This is a genomic window from Pseudomonas sp. PDM01 (assembly GCF_014852325.1).
Lineage (GTDB): Bacteria > Pseudomonadota > Gammaproteobacteria > Pseudomonadales > Pseudomonadaceae > Aquipseudomonas > Aquipseudomonas migulae.
The window spans coordinates 841,989-859,008 of sequence record NZ_JACVBK010000001.1; the positions used below are offsets into that span (position 1 = coordinate 841,989).

Annotated in this window: 11 protein-coding genes; 4 read left to right on the forward strand and 7 right to left on the reverse strand. The window is 60.9% G+C overall.

Annotation, left to right across the window (positions count from 1 at the left end; genetic code table 11):
• Positions 1-87 precede the first annotated feature (87 nt).
• On the forward strand, positions 88-255 hold the full coding sequence (locus IB246_RS03805) for a hypothetical protein (protein ID WP_008041052.1): 168 nt from the start codon (positions 88-90) through the stop codon (positions 253-255).
• A gap of 110 nt (positions 256-365) precedes the next feature.
• On the opposite strand, the gene IB246_RS03810 is transcribed toward IB246_RS03805, so the two are convergent.
• Complete coding sequence (locus IB246_RS03810) at positions 366-860, reverse strand: MgtC/SapB family protein (protein WP_008041053.1); 495 nt, start codon at positions 858-860, stop codon at positions 366-368.
• A 121-nt stretch (positions 861-981) separates the two neighbouring features.
• On the opposite strand from IB246_RS03810, the gene IB246_RS03815 reads away from it, so the two are divergent.
• The 3 genes from IB246_RS03815 (at position 982) to mapR (ending at position 4,363) form a co-directional block, all read left to right on the forward strand.
• Positions 982-1,215 (forward strand): DUF3203 family protein, encoded by a 234-nt coding sequence (locus tag IB246_RS03815; RefSeq protein ID WP_008035603.1) that lies wholly within the window; start codon positions 982-984, stop codon positions 1,213-1,215.
• A gap of 195 nt (positions 1,216-1,410) precedes the next feature.
• Positions 1,411-2,823: a cytochrome c oxidase accessory protein CcoG gene (gene ccoG, locus IB246_RS03820; protein ID WP_008041054.1), complete on the forward strand. Its 1,413-nt coding sequence runs from the start codon at positions 1,411-1,413 to the stop codon at positions 2,821-2,823.
• Positions 2,824-2,953: 130 nt separating this feature from the next.
• Positions 2,954-4,363 carry a GntR family transcriptional regulator MpaR gene (gene mapR, locus IB246_RS03825; protein ID WP_008041055.1) on the forward strand — a complete coding sequence of 470 codons (1,410 nt, stop codon included), beginning with the start codon at positions 2,954-2,956 and terminating at the stop codon, positions 4,361-4,363.
• A gap of 123 nt (positions 4,364-4,486) precedes the next feature.
• Here the strand turns inward: mapR and IB246_RS03830 are convergent, their stop codons facing one another.
• From IB246_RS03830 to IB246_RS03855, 6 genes are all read right to left on the reverse strand, one after another.
• Positions 4,487-5,233, reverse strand: coding sequence for an SDR family oxidoreductase (locus tag IB246_RS03830; RefSeq protein WP_008035597.1), 747 nt, complete (start codon positions 5,231-5,233; stop codon positions 4,487-4,489).
• A gap of 240 nt (positions 5,234-5,473) precedes the next feature.
• The gene (locus IB246_RS03835) at positions 5,474-7,582 is read right to left on the reverse strand and encodes a putative bifunctional diguanylate cyclase/phosphodiesterase (RefSeq protein WP_192229993.1); all 2,109 of its coding nucleotides are present in this window, start codon (positions 7,580-7,582) and stop codon (positions 5,474-5,476) included.
• Between the two features lie 319 nt (positions 7,583-7,901).
• A complete protein-coding gene (locus IB246_RS03840) occupies positions 7,902-9,377 on the reverse strand; it encodes an efflux transporter outer membrane subunit (protein ID WP_008036281.1) in 1,476 nt (491 codons plus the stop codon).
• Entirely contained in the window at positions 9,374-12,481 is a 3,108-nt protein-coding gene (locus IB246_RS03845; RefSeq protein WP_008036286.1) for an efflux RND transporter permease subunit, read from the reverse strand. The genes IB246_RS03840 and IB246_RS03845 overlap by 4 nt, the downstream gene beginning before the upstream one ends.
• Entirely contained in the window at positions 12,478-15,582 is a 3,105-nt protein-coding gene (locus tag IB246_RS03850; RefSeq protein WP_008030209.1) for an MdtB/MuxB family multidrug efflux RND transporter permease subunit, read from the reverse strand. The genes IB246_RS03845 and IB246_RS03850 overlap by 4 nt, the downstream gene beginning before the upstream one ends.
• Positions 15,579-16,895 carry an MdtA/MuxA family multidrug efflux RND transporter periplasmic adaptor subunit gene (locus tag IB246_RS03855; RefSeq protein WP_032832279.1) on the reverse strand — a complete coding sequence of 439 codons (1,317 nt, stop codon included), beginning with the start codon at positions 16,893-16,895 and terminating at the stop codon, positions 15,579-15,581. Before IB246_RS03855 ends, IB246_RS03850 begins: the two co-directional genes overlap by 4 nt.
• Between the last annotated feature and the right edge of the window lie 125 nt (positions 16,896-17,020).

The window sequence follows — 17,020 nt, forward strand, 5'->3', positions numbered from 1 at the left end:
CTGGGTATCCGGTGGAATCAATTCCTGCACGAAGTGGTCAACACACTTAAGCACGACTTGCGCCATGTGCCACTGGAGGCTTCAACGATGAGTATTCCAATCCCGGCAGAAACGCCAGATCCGAACATCGACCAACCGACCATTCCGTCGACTGAGCCACAGCCTGTACCCGAGCAGGACCCGCCGGGCACTACCCCGCCACCGCGTGAAGATCCGCCAGAAACCATCCCGCCGGTAATCGTCAGTCCCGAATGATGCCGCGCCCCCTGTAGGAGCCGGCTTGCTGGCGATAGCGGTTTACAACGCACCATTTGCATTGATTGACACACCGCCATCGCCAGCAAGCCGGCTCCTACAGGTCCGTGTCAGTCTTTGTTTTCGAGTAGCTTCACGATCCTCGGCATCACGCTGAAAATCGCCAACGCCAGCAACGTACTAAACACCGCCGTCGCCTCACGCCCCAACCCGGCGGAAACACCAATCGCCGCGGTCATCCACAACCCGGCGGCGGTGGTCAGGCCTTTCACATGGCCTTCATCACCGTCCTGGTTTTTCAGGATGGTCCCGGCACCGAGAAAGCCGATCCCGGCGATCACGCCCTGCACCACGCGGCTCATGGCATCCGCCTGAGAACCGGACATTTGCGGCACCAGCACAAACAATGCCGCGCCAAGGGCAACCAACATGTGCGTTCGCACTCCGGCCGCCTTGCCCTTGTGTTCACGCTCGAACCCCAGAATCCCGCCCAAAATCGCCGCTATCAGCAATCTGACGGTAATTCGTGTCAGTTGTGAGGCGTCGCCGATGTCGGCGAACTCCGCTTGCAGCGTCACCCAAACCTCATGCCACCAGGCGTTCATGGTGCAATCCTTGTAGATGCTCGATAGAGGATGGACCGCGCCGACCATTAATCGGTTGCACAGAACGATGGCGGCCGCGGGTGCCCTAACAGTCATGAACCCGCAGAAAAAGGACCTATCCATGACTGTGCGCATCGAAAACCAGACCTGCTTCTTCATCACGCAGAACGGCGAAGAAATTCGTCTGTGCCCCGACGTCACCATCATCACCGACGGCGCCAAGGCCATGTCGGCGGTAGACATCGACGGCCAGCGCATTTACATCACCGAAGCAGAAGCCGATGCATTGACCGTAGCAGGCGCAGTGGACGGTCGACGGCATCTGAAGGCCACCAACAGTGATTCGGTGATTTGACTGACCCGGATCAACATCACGCGCGGGCGCCTGATATAGGCGCCCGCGCCCCGTTTTGACGGGTGCATCAACTTGTCGCAGGGCGAGGCCCAACGCTCATCTGATCCGCTTTTTATTGCGATACCTGAGTCTGTTATGCAAACAGATCGCCGCTCATAGTGCTCATGCCTGATGGAGGCTGATGAGCGAAAGACCATGAGCGAAAGAATCCCCGTCCGAACCGTAGAAACATTTGAGCCTTCGCGTCCAAAGATGAAGGCCAAGTCCAGCGACAACCTGATCCACACCCGCAGCTTCACCGGCCTGTTCCGAACCCTGCGCTTGAGCGGTGCGGGGTTTCTGTTTCTGCTGTTTTTCGGCACCGTGTGGTTGAACTGGGGTGGCCGTCAGGCCGTGCTCTGGGACCTTTCCGAAAGCAAATTCCACATCTTCGGTGCGACCTTCTGGCCGCAGGATTTCATTCTGCTGTCGGCGCTGCTGATCATTGCCGCGTTCGGTCTGTTTGCGATCACCGTATTTGCCGGCCGGGTCTGGTGCGGCTACACCTGCCCGCAGAGCTCCTGGACCTGGATCTTCATGTGGTGCGAGAAGATCACCGAAGGCGAGCGTAACCAGCGAATCAAGCTGCAAGCCGCGCCCTGGGGCGTGAATAAACTGATGCGTCGCTCGGCCAAGCACACGCTGTGGCTGGCGATCAGTTTGATGACGGGCCTGACGTTTGTCGGTTACTTCACGCCGATCCGGCCGCTGGCCGAAGAACTGCTGACCTTGCAGATGGGCGGTGTCAGCCTGTTCTGGGTGTTGTTTTTCACCGGCGCGACCTACATCAACGCCGGTTGGCTGCGCGAAGCGGTGTGCATGCACATGTGCCCGTATGCACGGTTCCAGAGCGTGATGTTCGACAAGGACACGCTGACAATTTCCTACGATGTCGCCCGTGGCGAAAACCGTGGCCCACGCAAACGTGAGGTGCAACCTGCCGACGTCGGCCTTGGTGATTGCATCGATTGCCAACTGTGCGTACAGGTCTGCCCGACCGGCATCGACATCCGCGATGGCTTGCAGATGGAGTGCATCGGGTGCGCCGCGTGTATCGACGCCTGCGATTCGATCATGGACAAAATGGGCTATGCCCGTGGCCTGATCAGCTACACCTCGGAGCACGAGTTGCAAGGTGGCAAGACGCATCTGCTGCGGCCAAGGCTGATCGGCTACACCGCGGTGTTGCTGGTGATGATCGGCGCCCTCGCCCTCGCGCTGGTGGAACGGCCGATGGTGTCGCTGGACGTCAGCAAGGACCGTGGTCTGTTCCGCGAGAACAGCCAGGGGCAGATCGAAAACATCTACAGCCTTAAGGTCATCAACAAGACCCAGCAACGTCAGGACTATCGCTTGACCCTGGTCGATGGCGACGGCTTCCAGCTGCAAGGCAAGACCGAACTGAGCCTGGCGCCGGGCGAAATTGTCGACGTGCCGGTGTCCGTGGCGATGACCACCGAACGGCCAAGCAGCAGCTCGCAGAGCATCAATTTCAAGATCATCGACAGCGATGAACCTGAGATTTATAGCGTGGCCAAAAGCCGGTTTGTTGCGCCGATGAACCGTTGATCCCTTAGACTGCGGTGCTGCCATTCGCGGGCAAGCCTCGCTCCTACAGTCTCCACCGTACTGTAGGAGCGAGGCTTGCCCGCGAAGAAGTCACCTCGATTTCACTGAACCACAATGAACCGGGCACTCGATGAAACGCTACGAAAAATTCGCCGACGACATCGCTGAACTGATCCGCTCCGGCGTCCTCGGCCCCGGCCAGCGCGTGCCCTCGGTGCGCTACGCCAGCCAGACCTACGGCGTCAGCCCGTCCACGGTGTTCCAGGCCTATTACCTGCTGGAGCGCCGTGGCCTGATCCGCGCCCGCCCGCGTTCCGGCTACTTCGTCAACACCCATGCGCCGAGCCCGTTTTCAGAGCCGGTGATCAGCAGCCAGGTCAACGAGTCCACCGAAGTCGACGTCAGCGAACTGGTGTTCTCGGTCCTCGACTCGATCAAAGACCCCAACACCGTGCCCTTCGGCTCGGCGTTCCCCAGCCCGACCCTGTTTCCCCTGCAACGCCTGTCCCGCTCCCTGGCCAGCGCCGCCAGGGACATGGACCCGCGCATGGTCGTCACCGACATGTCGCCGGGCAACCCGCAACTGCGCCGACAAATCGCCCTGCGCTACATGGTCGGCGGCCTGATGCTGCCCATGGAAGAACTGCTGATCACCAACGGCGCCCTCGAAGCGTTGAACCTGTGCCTGCAAGCCGTCACCGAACCCGGCGACCTGGTGGCCATCGAAGCCCCGGCGTTCTACGCCTGCCTGCAAATCCTCGAACGGCTGAAACTCAAAGCCGTGGAAATCCCCGTGCACCCACGCGACGGCATCGACCTCGGCGTGCTCGCGCAAACCCTGGAACGCCACCCGATCAAGGCCTGCTGGTGCATGACCAGTTTCCAGAACCCCATGGGCGCCACCATGCCCGAGGCCAAGAAACAGGAACTGGTGGAGTTGTTGCGCAGCCATCAGGTGCCACTGATCGAAGATGACGTTTACGCAGAACTCTATTACGGGCAACAGGCGCCAAAACCGGCGAAAGCGTTCGATACCGAAGGGTTGGTGATGCACTGCGGCTCGTTCGCCAAGAGCCTCGCCCCTGGTTATCGCATTGGCTGGGTGGCTGCCGGGCGCTATGCGCAGAAGATTGAGCGGTTGAAGTTGATGACCTCGCTGTGCGCATCGATGCCGGCGCAGGCGGCCATTGCCGATTATCTGCAACATGGCGGCTATGACCGGCATCTGCGCAAACTGCGTTATGCGTTGGAAGAGCAGCAAAGTGCGATGCTGGCGGCGATTGCGCGCTATTTCCCGGCGCAGACTCGTGTCAGCCAACCGGCCGGCGGGTATTTTTTATGGCTGGAATTGCCGCCGCAGATGGACTCGTTGAAGTTGTTTCAGATGGCATTGGCGCAAGGGATCAGCATTGCGCCGGGGCCGATATTTTCACCGGCGCAGCGGTTCAGGAATTGTATTCGACTGAATTATGGCAGCCCTTGGGATGAGGCTTCGGAGAAGGCGATGGAGACGTTGGGGCGGATTGTGCGGTCGTTCTGAAGGTTTGATAGTGTTTGGTCTATCGCCTTCGCGAGCAGGCTCGCTCCTACAGTTGACCGTGTTCCACTGTGGGAGCGAGCCTGCTCGCGATGAGACCAGAACAGGCACCACAACACTTGAAGGCTAACGCCCGCCACCAAGATCAACAAACGTCCCCGTCGCATACGACGCCTTATCCGACAACAACCACACAATCGCTTCCGCCACTTCATCCGGCCGGCCACCGCGTGCCATCGGTATTGCCGATTCCAGTTTGCTGACCCGGTCCGGATCGCCGCTCAGTGCATGGAAATCGGTGTAGATGTAACCGGGGCGCACGGCGTTGACGCGGATGCCTTCGCCGGCCACTTCCTTGGACAGGCCGACGGTGAAGGTGTCGAGTGCGCCTTTGGAGGACGCGTAGTCGACGTATTCGTTGGGGGCGCCCAAGCGTGCGGCCACCGAGGAGACGTTGACGATGCTGCCACCCTGGCCGCCATGTTTGGGCGACATGCGCAGGATCGCGTGTTTGGCGCAGAGGATCGGCGCCAGGACGTTGGTTTTGAGAATTTTGAGGATGCGGAATTCGGACATTTCGTCGACCCGGGATTTGTGCCCCACGGTGCCGGCGTTGTTGACCAGTGCGGTGACCCGGCCCAGCTCGGTGTCGACCCGGTGAAACAAGGCGATCACTTCGTCTTCGATGCTGACATCGGCACGGACCGCGATGGCTTGGGCGCCAAGGGCGCGGACTTGCTCGAGCACACGGTGCGCAGCTTCTTCGTCGGATTGATAGTTGATGCAAATCCGATAGCCCTGTTCGGCGGCCAACAAGGCTGTGGCGGCACCGATGCCGCGGCTTCCGCCGGTGATGACGATGACTTTGTCCATGCGAGCTTTCCCCGTTCAAGCGTAAGCAGTCGGGGGCAAGAATAACCGTCATCGGCGTTTTTTGCATGGGGTGTGTGGAGACTGGACGGGCCCCATCGCCGGCAAGCCGGCTCCTACAAGGTTTTGTGGCGGGCCTGAACGATCTGAACTACACGGTCCTCTGTAGGAGCCGGCTTGCTGGCGATAGCGCCCTCGAAATCGACGTAACTCTCACGGGGCCCATCGCCGGCAAGCCGGCTCCTACAGGGGGAGTGACTCGGCGGTAAGCGGTAACGCGGCCGCACGCTCCGCTCGAAGGATGTCGACCATGAAGCGCTCCGCCGGCAGCGGGTGCCCCAGCAGGTAGCCTTGCAACGAATCGCAGCCCAGCTGGGTGAGGAAATCCTGCTGCACGTCGGTTTCCACCCCTTCGGCGACAATCCGCAAACCCAGTGCCTGGCCCAGCGCGACGATGGCGGAAACGATCGCGGCGTCGTCGCTGTCGCGTTCCAGGTCGCGGACAAAACCGCGGTCGATCTTCAATTCATTGGCCGGCAAACGCTTGAGGTACATCAAACTCGAATAGCCGGTGCCAAAGTCATCGATGGACAAGTCGACGCCCATCTCCGAGAGCTCGTTAAGCACCGTCATGCTCGCATCGGCGTCACTCATGGCGGTGGTTTCGGTGATTTCCAGAGTCAGGCTGTTGGCGGGCAAATGGTGCGTGGCCAGGGCTTTGGCGACACTTTGAACCAGGCCGGCATGACAGAACTGCAGGGCCGAGAGGTTCACGGCGATGCGCCAGTCGGTGTAGCCGAGCACGTACCACTCGCGCATCTGGCGGCAGGCTTCGTTGAGCACCCAGTCGCCAATCGGAATGATCAGCCCGGTCTTCTCCGCCAGCTCGATGAATTTGTCCGGCAGCAGCATGCCCTGAGTCGGGTGCACCCAACGCAACAGCGCTTCGGCGCCGACCGGCCGGCCATTGCTGGCGTCGAATTTGGGCTGGTAATAGAGGCTGAATTGTTGCTGGTCCACGGCATTACGCAGGTCTTGCAGCAATTGCAGTTGTTTGCGCGCGTTGCTGTTCATCGAGGCGTCGAAGAAGCTGTAGCCGTTTTTGCCCGCGCCCTTGGCGTGATACATCGCCGCATCGGCATTCATCAGCAGCTCTTCGGCCGTCTGGCCGTTGCCCGGGTAGAGGGCGATGCCGACACTGGCTGAAATCTGCAAATCATGTTCGGCGACACGGAACGAGCGCGCGATCATTCCGACCTGACGGGCCGCCAGGTTCAGGGCGTCATGTTCGTCGCGCAGTTGCACCAGCAAGACAAATTCGTCACCGCCGATCCGCGCCAGGGTGTCCTGGCTGCGCAGATCCTCGCGCAGGCGCAAGCCGACTTCCCGCAGCAGCAGGTCGCCCATGTGATGGCCGAAGGCATCATTGACCGGTTTGAAACCGTCCAGATCGATGAACATCAATGCAAAACAACCGCCCTGCTCCTGCACCTTCGACATGGCCTGGCCGATGCGGTCGGCCAGCAATACCCGGTTCGGCAAACCGGTCAGGGTGTCGTGCAGCGCCAGTTGGGTGAGTTCACGATTGGCTTCGGTCAGCGAGCGGGCCAGGTCGGCGGTGCGCGCCTCCAGACGCGCATCCAGAATCGAGGTGAGCAAGGCGATGCTCAACACCGCCAGCGTGGTGATCAAGACCAGGCTGTCCAGGCCCTTGCCGCTTAAACCGTTGACGGCCGCGCCACAAAAACTGCCGTCCGGAAACTGCGCTGCGGCCATGGCGGTGTAATGCATGCCGACGATGGCGATGCCCATGATCACCGCCGCGCCGCCGCGAATCAGCCGGACGTAAGGTGTGTGCTTGCGCAGGCGGAAGGCGATCCATAACGCCGCGCCCGAGGCGCCAACGGCTATCAGCAGCGATGCGCTGAACAGCGTAGGGTCGTAATCGATGCCCGGCTGCATGCTCATGGCGGCCATGCCGGTGTAATGCATGGCGCTGATGCCCGCACCCATCACCAGTGCACCGAACGCCAGTTGCCAGGCCGGTAATTGTGGCTGGCTGACCAGCCACAGGGCGAAGCCGCTGGACAGGAACGCGGTCAGCAGCGACAGCGACGTCAGCGTGACATCGTAGCCAAGGTCAATCGGCAATTTGAACGCGAGCATGCCGATGAAATGCATCGACCACACACCAATGCCCATCGCAAAAGCCCCGCCCGCCGTCCACAAATGCACGGCCCGACCTTTGGCAGTGGCAATACGCCCGGTCATGTCGAGTGCGGTATAGGAGGCGAGAATCGCTACGAAGAGCGAAATGATAACCAGCGTGGGTGAATAGCTACCGATGAGCATTGGATTTCTCGCGACTACCCCGCCGTACTGCTTCCGTTCTCGGGGGGCAAATCGGGCGATTGTACTGATTGCACAAAAGAACGCACTGAGAAAATTAGCAAAGGGCCATCAAGCCGATGAAACGCTTGTTTGATCACCCGCAATACCTCTGAAACGTTACTCCCGAGCCCCAACTCCCCCGCTCTCCTGTAGGAGCTGTCGAGTGAAACGAGGCGGCGATTCTTTCAGGCAATGAAGATCTGGAGCAAGATCAAAAATCGCCGCCTCGTTTCACTCGACAGCTCCTACAGGGATACGGGGGAAAGCGGGAATACGGGGGTCAGTTGTTGAGTTCGAGCTGGCCGTCCCATCCGCCGCCCAGCGCCGCAATCAATTGCACGCTGGCGATCAGCCGGCTCTGCAACAAGTCCAGCATGTTGCGTTCATTGTTCAGCGCCGTGGCCTGCACCACGACCACATCCAGATAAGCAATCAACCCGGCCTTGTACTGGTTCTGGGTCAGGCGCAGGGATTCACGCGCCGCGTCCAGAGCCTGTTGACGCACGGCGGATTCGTCTTCCAGGACCTTGAGCTGAACCAGGTAATTTTCCACCTCGCGGAAACCGTCGAGCACGGTCTGGCGGTACTTGGCCACGGTTTCGTCATAGGCCGCTTCGCTGCGGTCGACTTCCGCTGAACGCTGGCCGCCGTCGAACAAGGTCATCGCCAGTTGCGGGCCGACCGACCAGAAGCGGTTCGGCACACTGATCCAGTTCGAAGAGGTGCTGCTGCTGTAACCACCGTTCAAACTCAACGTCAGGTCCGGGTAATAAGCGGCCTTGGCCACGCCAATGTTGGCGTTGGCCGCCATCACCGAGCGCTCGGCGGAGGCGATGTCCGGGCGACGTTCGAGCAATTGCGAAGGCAGGTTCAGCGGCACGTCGGGCAGCAGCGGGATGTCCGTGGTTTCTGCGAGGCTGAACTCAGCGGGCGCCAGTCCGATCAGCACGGCGATGGCGTTTTCGAATTGGGCGCGTTGCCAGATCAGATCAACCAGCTCGGCCTCGGTGCTCTTGAGCTGAGTGGTGGCCTGTGCCACCGCGTCCTTGCCGGAAACACCGGCGCGGTACTGGTTTTCGGTCATTTTCAGCGAGCGCTGATAGGCTTCGACCGTCGCTTGCAGCAGGCGCCTTTGCTCATCAATCACACGCAATTGCAGGTAGTTCTGCACCAGCTCCGACTGCTGGCTCAAACGCATCGCTGCCAGATCGGCAAAACTTGCCTCGGCGTTGGCAGTGTCGGCCTCAAGGCCTCGGCGCAATTTACCCCAGACATCGGCCTCCCAACTGACCCCGGCCTGGGCCGTGTAGGTGTTGCGAATACCGCTGGAGGAACTGCTCAGGCTCGAACTGCTGCTGCCGGTGCCCTGGCTGGAACGGTTTTTCCCGACGGTCAGGTCCACCGTCGGGAAAAAAGCGCCGCGAGCACTGCGCACCAGGGCCTGGGCCTGACGGTACTGGGCTTCGGACTGAGCGACGGTCTGGTTGGCGCTGTTGAGTTTATCGATCAGGCCGTTGAGCTGTTGATCGCCATACAGCTCCCACCAGGCACCGCGGGCCAGGGAATCGCTCGGGTTGGCCTGACGCCAACCGGCCGCCTCCTTGTACTGCACCGGCGCGGCGGCCGTCGGGCGCTGGTAATCCGGGCCGATGGCGCAGGCACTGAGCAGCGCCACGCACAGCGACAGGCTCAACAAACGCGAGCCTCGGGCCGTAATCAGCGGTGCAGACAGGTTGATAAGCGAACGGTCAGTCATAGCGGAGTTTCCAGAGCAGCATCAGTACGCACCCCACGCCATTTATTGAAACGATGGCGCAGTTTGTCGAGATAGAGGTAAACCACCGGGGTGGTGTAAAGGGTCAGCACCTGACTGAAGATCAGCCCGCCAATGATGGTCAGGCCCAGCGGCTGGCGCATTTCCGCACCTTCGGCACGGCTCAGCAGCAGCGGCAACGCCCCGAGGATCGCGGCCAGCGTGGTCATCAGAATCGGACGCAGACGTTGCAGGCACGCGCTGCGAATCGACTCCAGCGGTTCCAGGCCCTTTTGCCGCTCCAGTTGCAGCGCGAGGTCGATCATCAGAATGGCGTTTTTCTTCACCACCCCGATCAGCAAAAACAGCCCGAGCAACGAGATCAGGCTGAACTCGCCGCCCAATGCATAGATCGACAACAACGCACCGACCCCGGCCGACGGCAAGGTCGAGAGAATGGTCAGCGGATGAATGTAGCTTTCATACAACACGCCCAGCACCAGATACACCGCCACCAGCGCGCCAAGAATCATCCACGGCTGGCTCTTTTGCGTGGCGGCAAAGGCATCGGCTGTACCGGCCATTTTCACGATGACGTCTTCCGGCATGCCGAGCTTGGCAATCGCCCGTTCGATGGCCGCACTGCCCTGCTCCACGGTCACACCTTCGGCCATGTCGAAGGAAATGCTTTCGGAGGCGAACTGGCCTTCGTGGCTGACGCGGTCATCTTCCAGGCTGTTTTCGTAATGGGCGATGGTCGATAGCGGAATCCGCGCGCCGTCGGCGGTGATCACCTGGACCTGCTTGAGGGTGATCGGGTCCTGGGCGTACTTCGGATTGACCTCCATCACCACCTGATACTGGTTAAGGCTGTCGTAGATCGTCGAAATCTGCCGCTGGCTGTAGGCGTTGTTCAACACGGCGGTGACCATGTCCATATCGACGCCCAGGCGTTTGGCCTGATCGCGGTCGACGATCAAGGTCACTTGCTGCGCGCCGCGCCCTTCACGGGCATCAATCGCGGTCAGCTCCGGCAACGCCTTGAGCGCGGTGACGACTTTCGGGTACCACTGGCGCAATTCACCAAGGTCGGCGCTTTGCAGGATGTAGGAATACTGCGAACTGGTCTGTTCACGACCACCGCCAAACTGCAGGTCCTGATCCGCCATCAGCATCAACTGTGCGCCGGGAACCTTGGGCATTTCCTTGCGCAGGCGTTCGATGACTTTTTGCGCGGACAAGGCCCGTTCCTTGATCGGCTTCAGACGCACCAGCATGAAGGCGTTGTTGGTGCCGTTAGTGCCACCAATGAAGCCGGCAACGCTTTCCACTGCCTCATCTTTCAACACGGCACGGCGGAAGATTTCCATTTTCGGCTGCATCACGCTAAACGACAGACCATCGTCGCCACGCACGAAACCGATCAGCTGACCGGTATCCTGCTGAGGTAAAAACGTTTTAGGAACAACAATATACAGCGCAATATTAACGCCAACTGTAACGATCAGGCTGAGCAACGTCAGACGACGGTGACGCAGCACCCAGTCAAGGCTGGTGGCGTATTTGCCGACCATCCACTCATTGGCGCGCTGGCTCCAGCGCTGCAAACGGTTTTCCTGACCCGGCGTATGTGGCTTCAGCCAACGGGCGCACAGCATCGGTGTCAGCGTCAGCGAGACCACCAGCGACACCACGATGGACGCCGCCAGCGTGATGGAAAACTCACGGAACAGGCTTTCGATGATCCCGCCCATAAACAGGATCGAGAGAAACACCGCCACCAGCGAGACGTTCATCGACAGCAGCGTAAAGCCGACTTCCTGTGCCCCGAGGTAAGCGGCCTTCATCGGCGGCACGCCTTCGTCGATGTGCCGGGAAATGTTCTCCAGCACCACGATGGCGTCGTCCACCACCAGCCCGGTGGCCAAAATCAATGCCATCAGCGACAGGTTGTTCAGCGAGAACCCGTAGAGGTACATCACCGCGAAAGTGCCGACCAGCGACACCGGCACCGCGAGGGTCGGAATCAGCGAGGCGCGGAAGTTACCGAGGAACAGGAACACCACCAGAATCACCAGCGCCACGGCAATCAGCAGGGTCATTTCCGCTTCATGCAGGGTCGCCTTGATCACCGGCGAGCGGTCCATGGCCAGGTTCAGTTTGACGCTGGCCGGCAGCACGGCTTGCAGTGCCGGGAGCTGGGCCTTGATCTCGTTGACGGTCTCGATGATGTTGGCGCCGGCCTGGCGGTTGATCACCAGCAGAACCGCCGCGTCGTCGTTGAAGAAACCGCTGTTGTAGCGGTCTTCGACGCCGTCGCTGACCTTGGCCACATCCTTCAGGCGCAATGCCGCACCGCCGTTGTAGTGGATGATCAGCGACTCGTAGTCCTTGGCCTTCTCCAGTTGATCGTTGGCCTGAACCTGCCACAAGCGCTGACCGTCTTCGACCGAGCCCTTGGGCCGGCGCACGTTGGCATTGGCGATGGTGTTGCGCACATCGTCCAGCGCCACGCCGTACTGGTTGAGCGCCTGCGGTTCAAGTTCGATACGCACCGCCGGCAAAGAGCTGCCGCCGATCTGTACTTCGCCCACGCCCTGCACCTGGGACAGGCTCTGGGACAGGATCGTCGAGGCCAAATCGTAGAGCTGGCCCTTCTCCAAAACGTCCGAAGTCAGCGACAGCACCATGATTGGTGCCTGGGACGGGTTGACCTTCTTGTAGGTCGGCATGCTGCGCATCCCGCTCGGCAGCAGGTTGCGCGAGGCGTTGATCGCCGCTTGCACTTCCCGCGCCGCGCCGTTGATGTCGCGGTCGAGGTCGAATTGCAGAATGACCCGGGTCGAGCCCTGGCTGGATCGGCTGCTCATGGTGTTGACCCCGGCAATGGCGCCGAAGGAACGTTCGAGCGGCGTGGCCACGGTCGAGGCCATTACCTCCGGGCTCGCGCCGGGCAGACTGGCCTGGACCACGATCACCGGGAAGTCCATTTGCGGCAGCGGCGACACCGGCAGCAGGCCGAAGCTCACCCCGCCCAGCAGCATGATCGCCAGGCTCAGCAACATGGTGGCGACCGGGCGCTTGATGAAAGGTCCGGAGAGGTTCATGGCTGCTCGACCACTTCCACGGACTCGGACTTGCGGCCCCAACGACGACCGAGGCGGTCGAAGTACAGGTAGATAACAGGCGTGGTGAACAACGTCAGTACCTGACTCACCAACAAGCCACCGACCATCACCAGACCCAACGGCTGACGTAATTCAGCGCCGGAACCGGTGGCGAGCATCAACGGCACCGCGCCGAACAACGCCGCGAGCGTGGTCATCAGAATCGGCCGGAACCGCAACAGCGCGGCTTGATAGATCGCCGTTTCCGGGTCCATGCCCTGATTGCGCTCAGCATCGAGGGCGAAGTCGATCATCATGATCGCGTTCTTCTTCACGATACCGATCAGCAGGATGATGCCGATGATCGCGATCATCCCCAGGTCATTGCCACTCAACAGCAACGCCAGCAAGGCGCCGACCGCCGCCGAGGGCAAGGTCGAGAGGATGGTGATCGGGTGGATGTAGCTCTCGTAGAGCACGCCGAGCACGATGTACATGGTCACCACCGCCGCCAGAATCAGCAGCAAGGTGCTCGACAGCGAAGCCTGGAACGCCTCGGCTGCGCCCTGGAACTGGGTCTGCACGCCAATCGGCATGCCGATGTCCTTTTGCACTTGCTCGATGATTTGCACCGCATGCCCCAGCGCCACACCGGGCGCGAGGTTGAACGACATCATCACCGCCGGGAACTGGCCAATGTGGGTGATCGCCAGTTGCGCCTGACGCTCTTCGATGTGCGCCAGGCTGGACAGGCGCACTTGCCCGCCATCGGTGGTCTTGACGTGAATCTGGTTCAGCGCGTCCGGGCCGATTTTCTCGCCGGACTGCGACTGCAGGACCACGCGATACTGGCTGGCCTGGGTGTAAATGGTCGAAATCTGCCGTTGGCCGAAGGCGTCGTACAGCGCGTCGGTGATGTTCGACACCGATACGCCGACCCGCGAGGCGGCATCACGGTCGATCACCAGGTAAACCTGCAAGCCTTTGTCCTGAAGGTCGCTGGCGACGTCGGTCAGTTCCGGCCGTTGGGCCAGAGCCTCAACCAATCGACTGCTCCACAGGCTGAGCAGCTCGGAATCCGGCGACGACATGCTGAACTGGTACTGGGTGCGGCTGACCCGGTCCTCGATGGTCAGGTCTTGCACCGGCTGCATGAACAGACGGATACCGACCAGTTTGTCGAGTTCCGGTTGCAGGCGGGCAATCACCTCGGTGGCGCTCAAATCACGATTGCTGTGTGATTTGAGGTTGATCAGCAGGCGACCGCTGTTCAGCGTCGAGTTGTCGCCATCAACGCCAATATAGGACGACAGGCTTTCGACGGCAGGATCCGCCAGAATCACTTTCGCCAGCTCCTGCTGCCGCTCACTCATCGCCGCAAAGGAAATCGACTGCGGCGCCTCGGAAATCCCCTGAATCACCCCGGTGTCCTGCACCGGGAAGAAGCCCTTCGGTACCACCATGTAAAGGAACACGGTCAGCGCCAAAGTGCCGATGGCCACCAGCAACGTCAGCGGTTGATGCTTGAGAACCCACTTTAACTTACGCCCGTAAGCCGCGATCATCCAATCAATTGCTTCGCCGCTGGCCCGGTAGAAACGGCCCTGCTCTTCTTCCTTGGGCTCACGCTTGAGCAGCCGCGCGCACATCATCGGTGTCAGGGTCAACGACACGACCAGGGAAATCAGGATCGCCACCGCCAGGGTGATGGCAAATTCGCGGAACAGGCGCCCTACCACGTCGGCCATGAACAGCAGCGGAATCAGTACCGCGATCAGCGACAGCGTCAGGGAAATCAGGGTAAAGCCAATCTGCTTGGCACCCTTGAGCGCCGCGTTCAACGGGCTGTCGCCCTCTTCGATGAACCGGGAAATGTTCTCCAGCATGACGATCGCATCGTCCACCACGAAACCGGTGGCGATGGTCAGCGCCATCAGCGTCAGGTTGTTCACCGAGAAACCGGCGAGGTACATCACGCCGAAGGTGCCGATCAGCGACAGCGGCACGGCCACCGATGGAATGATCGTGGCGCTGGCCCGGCGCAGGAACAGGAACGTCACCATCACCACCAGCGCGATGGCGATCAGCAGCTCGTGTTGCACGTCGGTGACCGATGCGCGGATGGTCTGGGTGCGGTCGGTCAGTACGGTGACCTCGAGACCGGCCGGCAGGTTGTCGGTGATGCTCGGCAGCAAGGCCTTGATCCGGTCGACCACCTCGATGACGTTGGCCCCCGGCTGGCGCTGAATGTTCAGCAACACCGCCTGATTTTCATTGGCCCAGGCCGCCAGGCGTTCGTTCTCCGCTCCATCGACGATTTCCGCCACGTCCTTGAGCCGCAACGGCGCGCCGTTGGTGTAGGCCAGGATCAGGTTGGCGTAATCCTTGGGCGAAGTCAGTTGATCGTTTGCATCAAGCATCGAGACCCGGGTCGGGCCGTCGAAGTTGCCCTTGGGCTGGTTGACGTTGGAGGCGCCGATCAAGGTGCGCACATCCGACAGGTTCAGGCCGTTGGCCGCCAGGGCCTCGGGGTTGACCTTGATCCGTACCGCCTGACGCTGACCGCCGGCAATGCTGACCATGCCGACGCCGCTGATCTGGGCGATTTTCTGCGCCATGCGCGTATCGACCAGGTCATTGAGCTTGGGCAACAGCATGGTTTTGGAGGTGATCGCCAGGGTCAGCACCGGGGTGTCCGCCGGGTTGACCTTGTTGTACACCGGTGGTGCCGGCAGGTCCTTGGGCAGCAGATTGGTCGCGGCGTTGATCGCGGCTTGCACCTGCTGCTCGGCGACGTCCATGTTGATGTCGAGGCTGAACCGCAGGGTCAATACCGAAGCGCCGCCGGAGCTGGTCGAGGCCATTTGCGTGAGCCCCGGCATCTGCCCGAACTGACGTTCGAGCGGCGCGGTGACGGCGCTGGTCATGACGTCCGGGCTGGCGCCGGGATAGAGGGTCATCACGCGAATGGTCGGGTAATCAACCTGTGGCAACGCCGATACCGGCAACAGCCGATAGGCGATCACGCCGGCCAGAATAATGGCCAGCATGCTCAGGGTCGTGGCGACCGGGCGAAGGATGAACAGACGCGAGATGTTCATGCGCCGCCCTTTTTCGCCTTGTCGGTGGTCGCCGGCTCAGTCGCGTCGGCCGCCGATTTACCTTGCAGGTGCCCGGTCGGGGTGGTCGGCACATCCTTGGTGTCGTTGACCACTTCTACTTCGCTGCCTTCCTTCAGGCGGTCGGTGCCTTCCAGGACGACACGATCGCCGGCGACCAGGCCTTCGGTGATCACGGTGTTGTCACCGTCGCTGGCGCCGACTTTCAACTGGCGGATCGTGACTTTCTTGTCGCCATCCATCGCATAGACGAAGGTGCCGTTGGTGCCGAATTGAATCGCTGCAGACGGCGCGAGTACCACGCCTTTGAGGGTGTCGGCCAGCAGGTGGATGTTGACGAACTGATTGGGGAACAGCGCCTGATCACGGTTTTCGTAGCGCGCCTTGAATTTCAGGGTGCCGGTGGTGACGTCGATCTGGTTGTCGAGGCTTTGCAATACACCGGTGGCCTGTATTTGGGTATCGCCACGGTTCCACGCTTCGGCGGGCAATTTGGCGCCGCTGCGATAGCGGGTCAGCACCACGTCGAGGCTGTTTTCCGGCAAGGTGAACGCCACGCTGATCGGCTGGGTCTGGGTGATGATCGCCAGCGCCGTGGTGTCGTTGGCCGCCACCAGGTTGCCGACATCGAGCTGACGCAGGCCCACACGCCCGGTAATCGGCGCACGGATCTTGGTGAATTCGAGATTGAGCTTGGCGTCGTTGACCGCCGCCTGATTGGTCTTGACCGTGCCTTGGTACTGGCCGACCAGCGCTTCGGCGGTGTCCAGGGTTTGCTTGGCGATGCTGTCTTCGCGGTACAGGTTGCGATAACGCTCGACATCGACCTGCGCGTTTTTCAGTTGCGCCTGATTCTGCAACAAGGTGCCTTCGGCTTGCAGCAAGGCGTTCTGGTAAGGGCGCGGATCGATTTCCGCCAGCAAGTCACCGGCCTTGACCATCTGCCCTTCTTCGAACGATACCTTGATCAGCTCGCCGCCCACCCGACTGCGCACATTAATGGTGTTCAGCGCCGTCACGGTGCCCAACGCCTTGTAGTACAGCGGGAAGTCACCCTTGACCGCTGGCGCCACACGCACTGGAACCGGCCCGGTCGCCCCACCGAAACCCGGACGCATGCCACCCGAGCGGCCAGTGTGCCCGGCCACGGCTTTTTGTCCGTTGCCTTCTTTTGGCGCAGCACTGCCAGGCCAGAACTTCCAGCACAGGCCGGCGATGACCAACAGGACAAGCAGGCCGAACAGCCAGCGACGAGGACTACGGGGAGCAGAGGATTGCATTGAATGATCAACCATTGGGCGCGTGGGCTTTTTCTACGGGAGGCTGAACGATAAGCACTGGCGGGGATTTAGCAAAGCGCCTTTACCGGCAATTTACCTTCGGCTTACGTAACAGGAGATTTATCTAAGACACTGAAGCA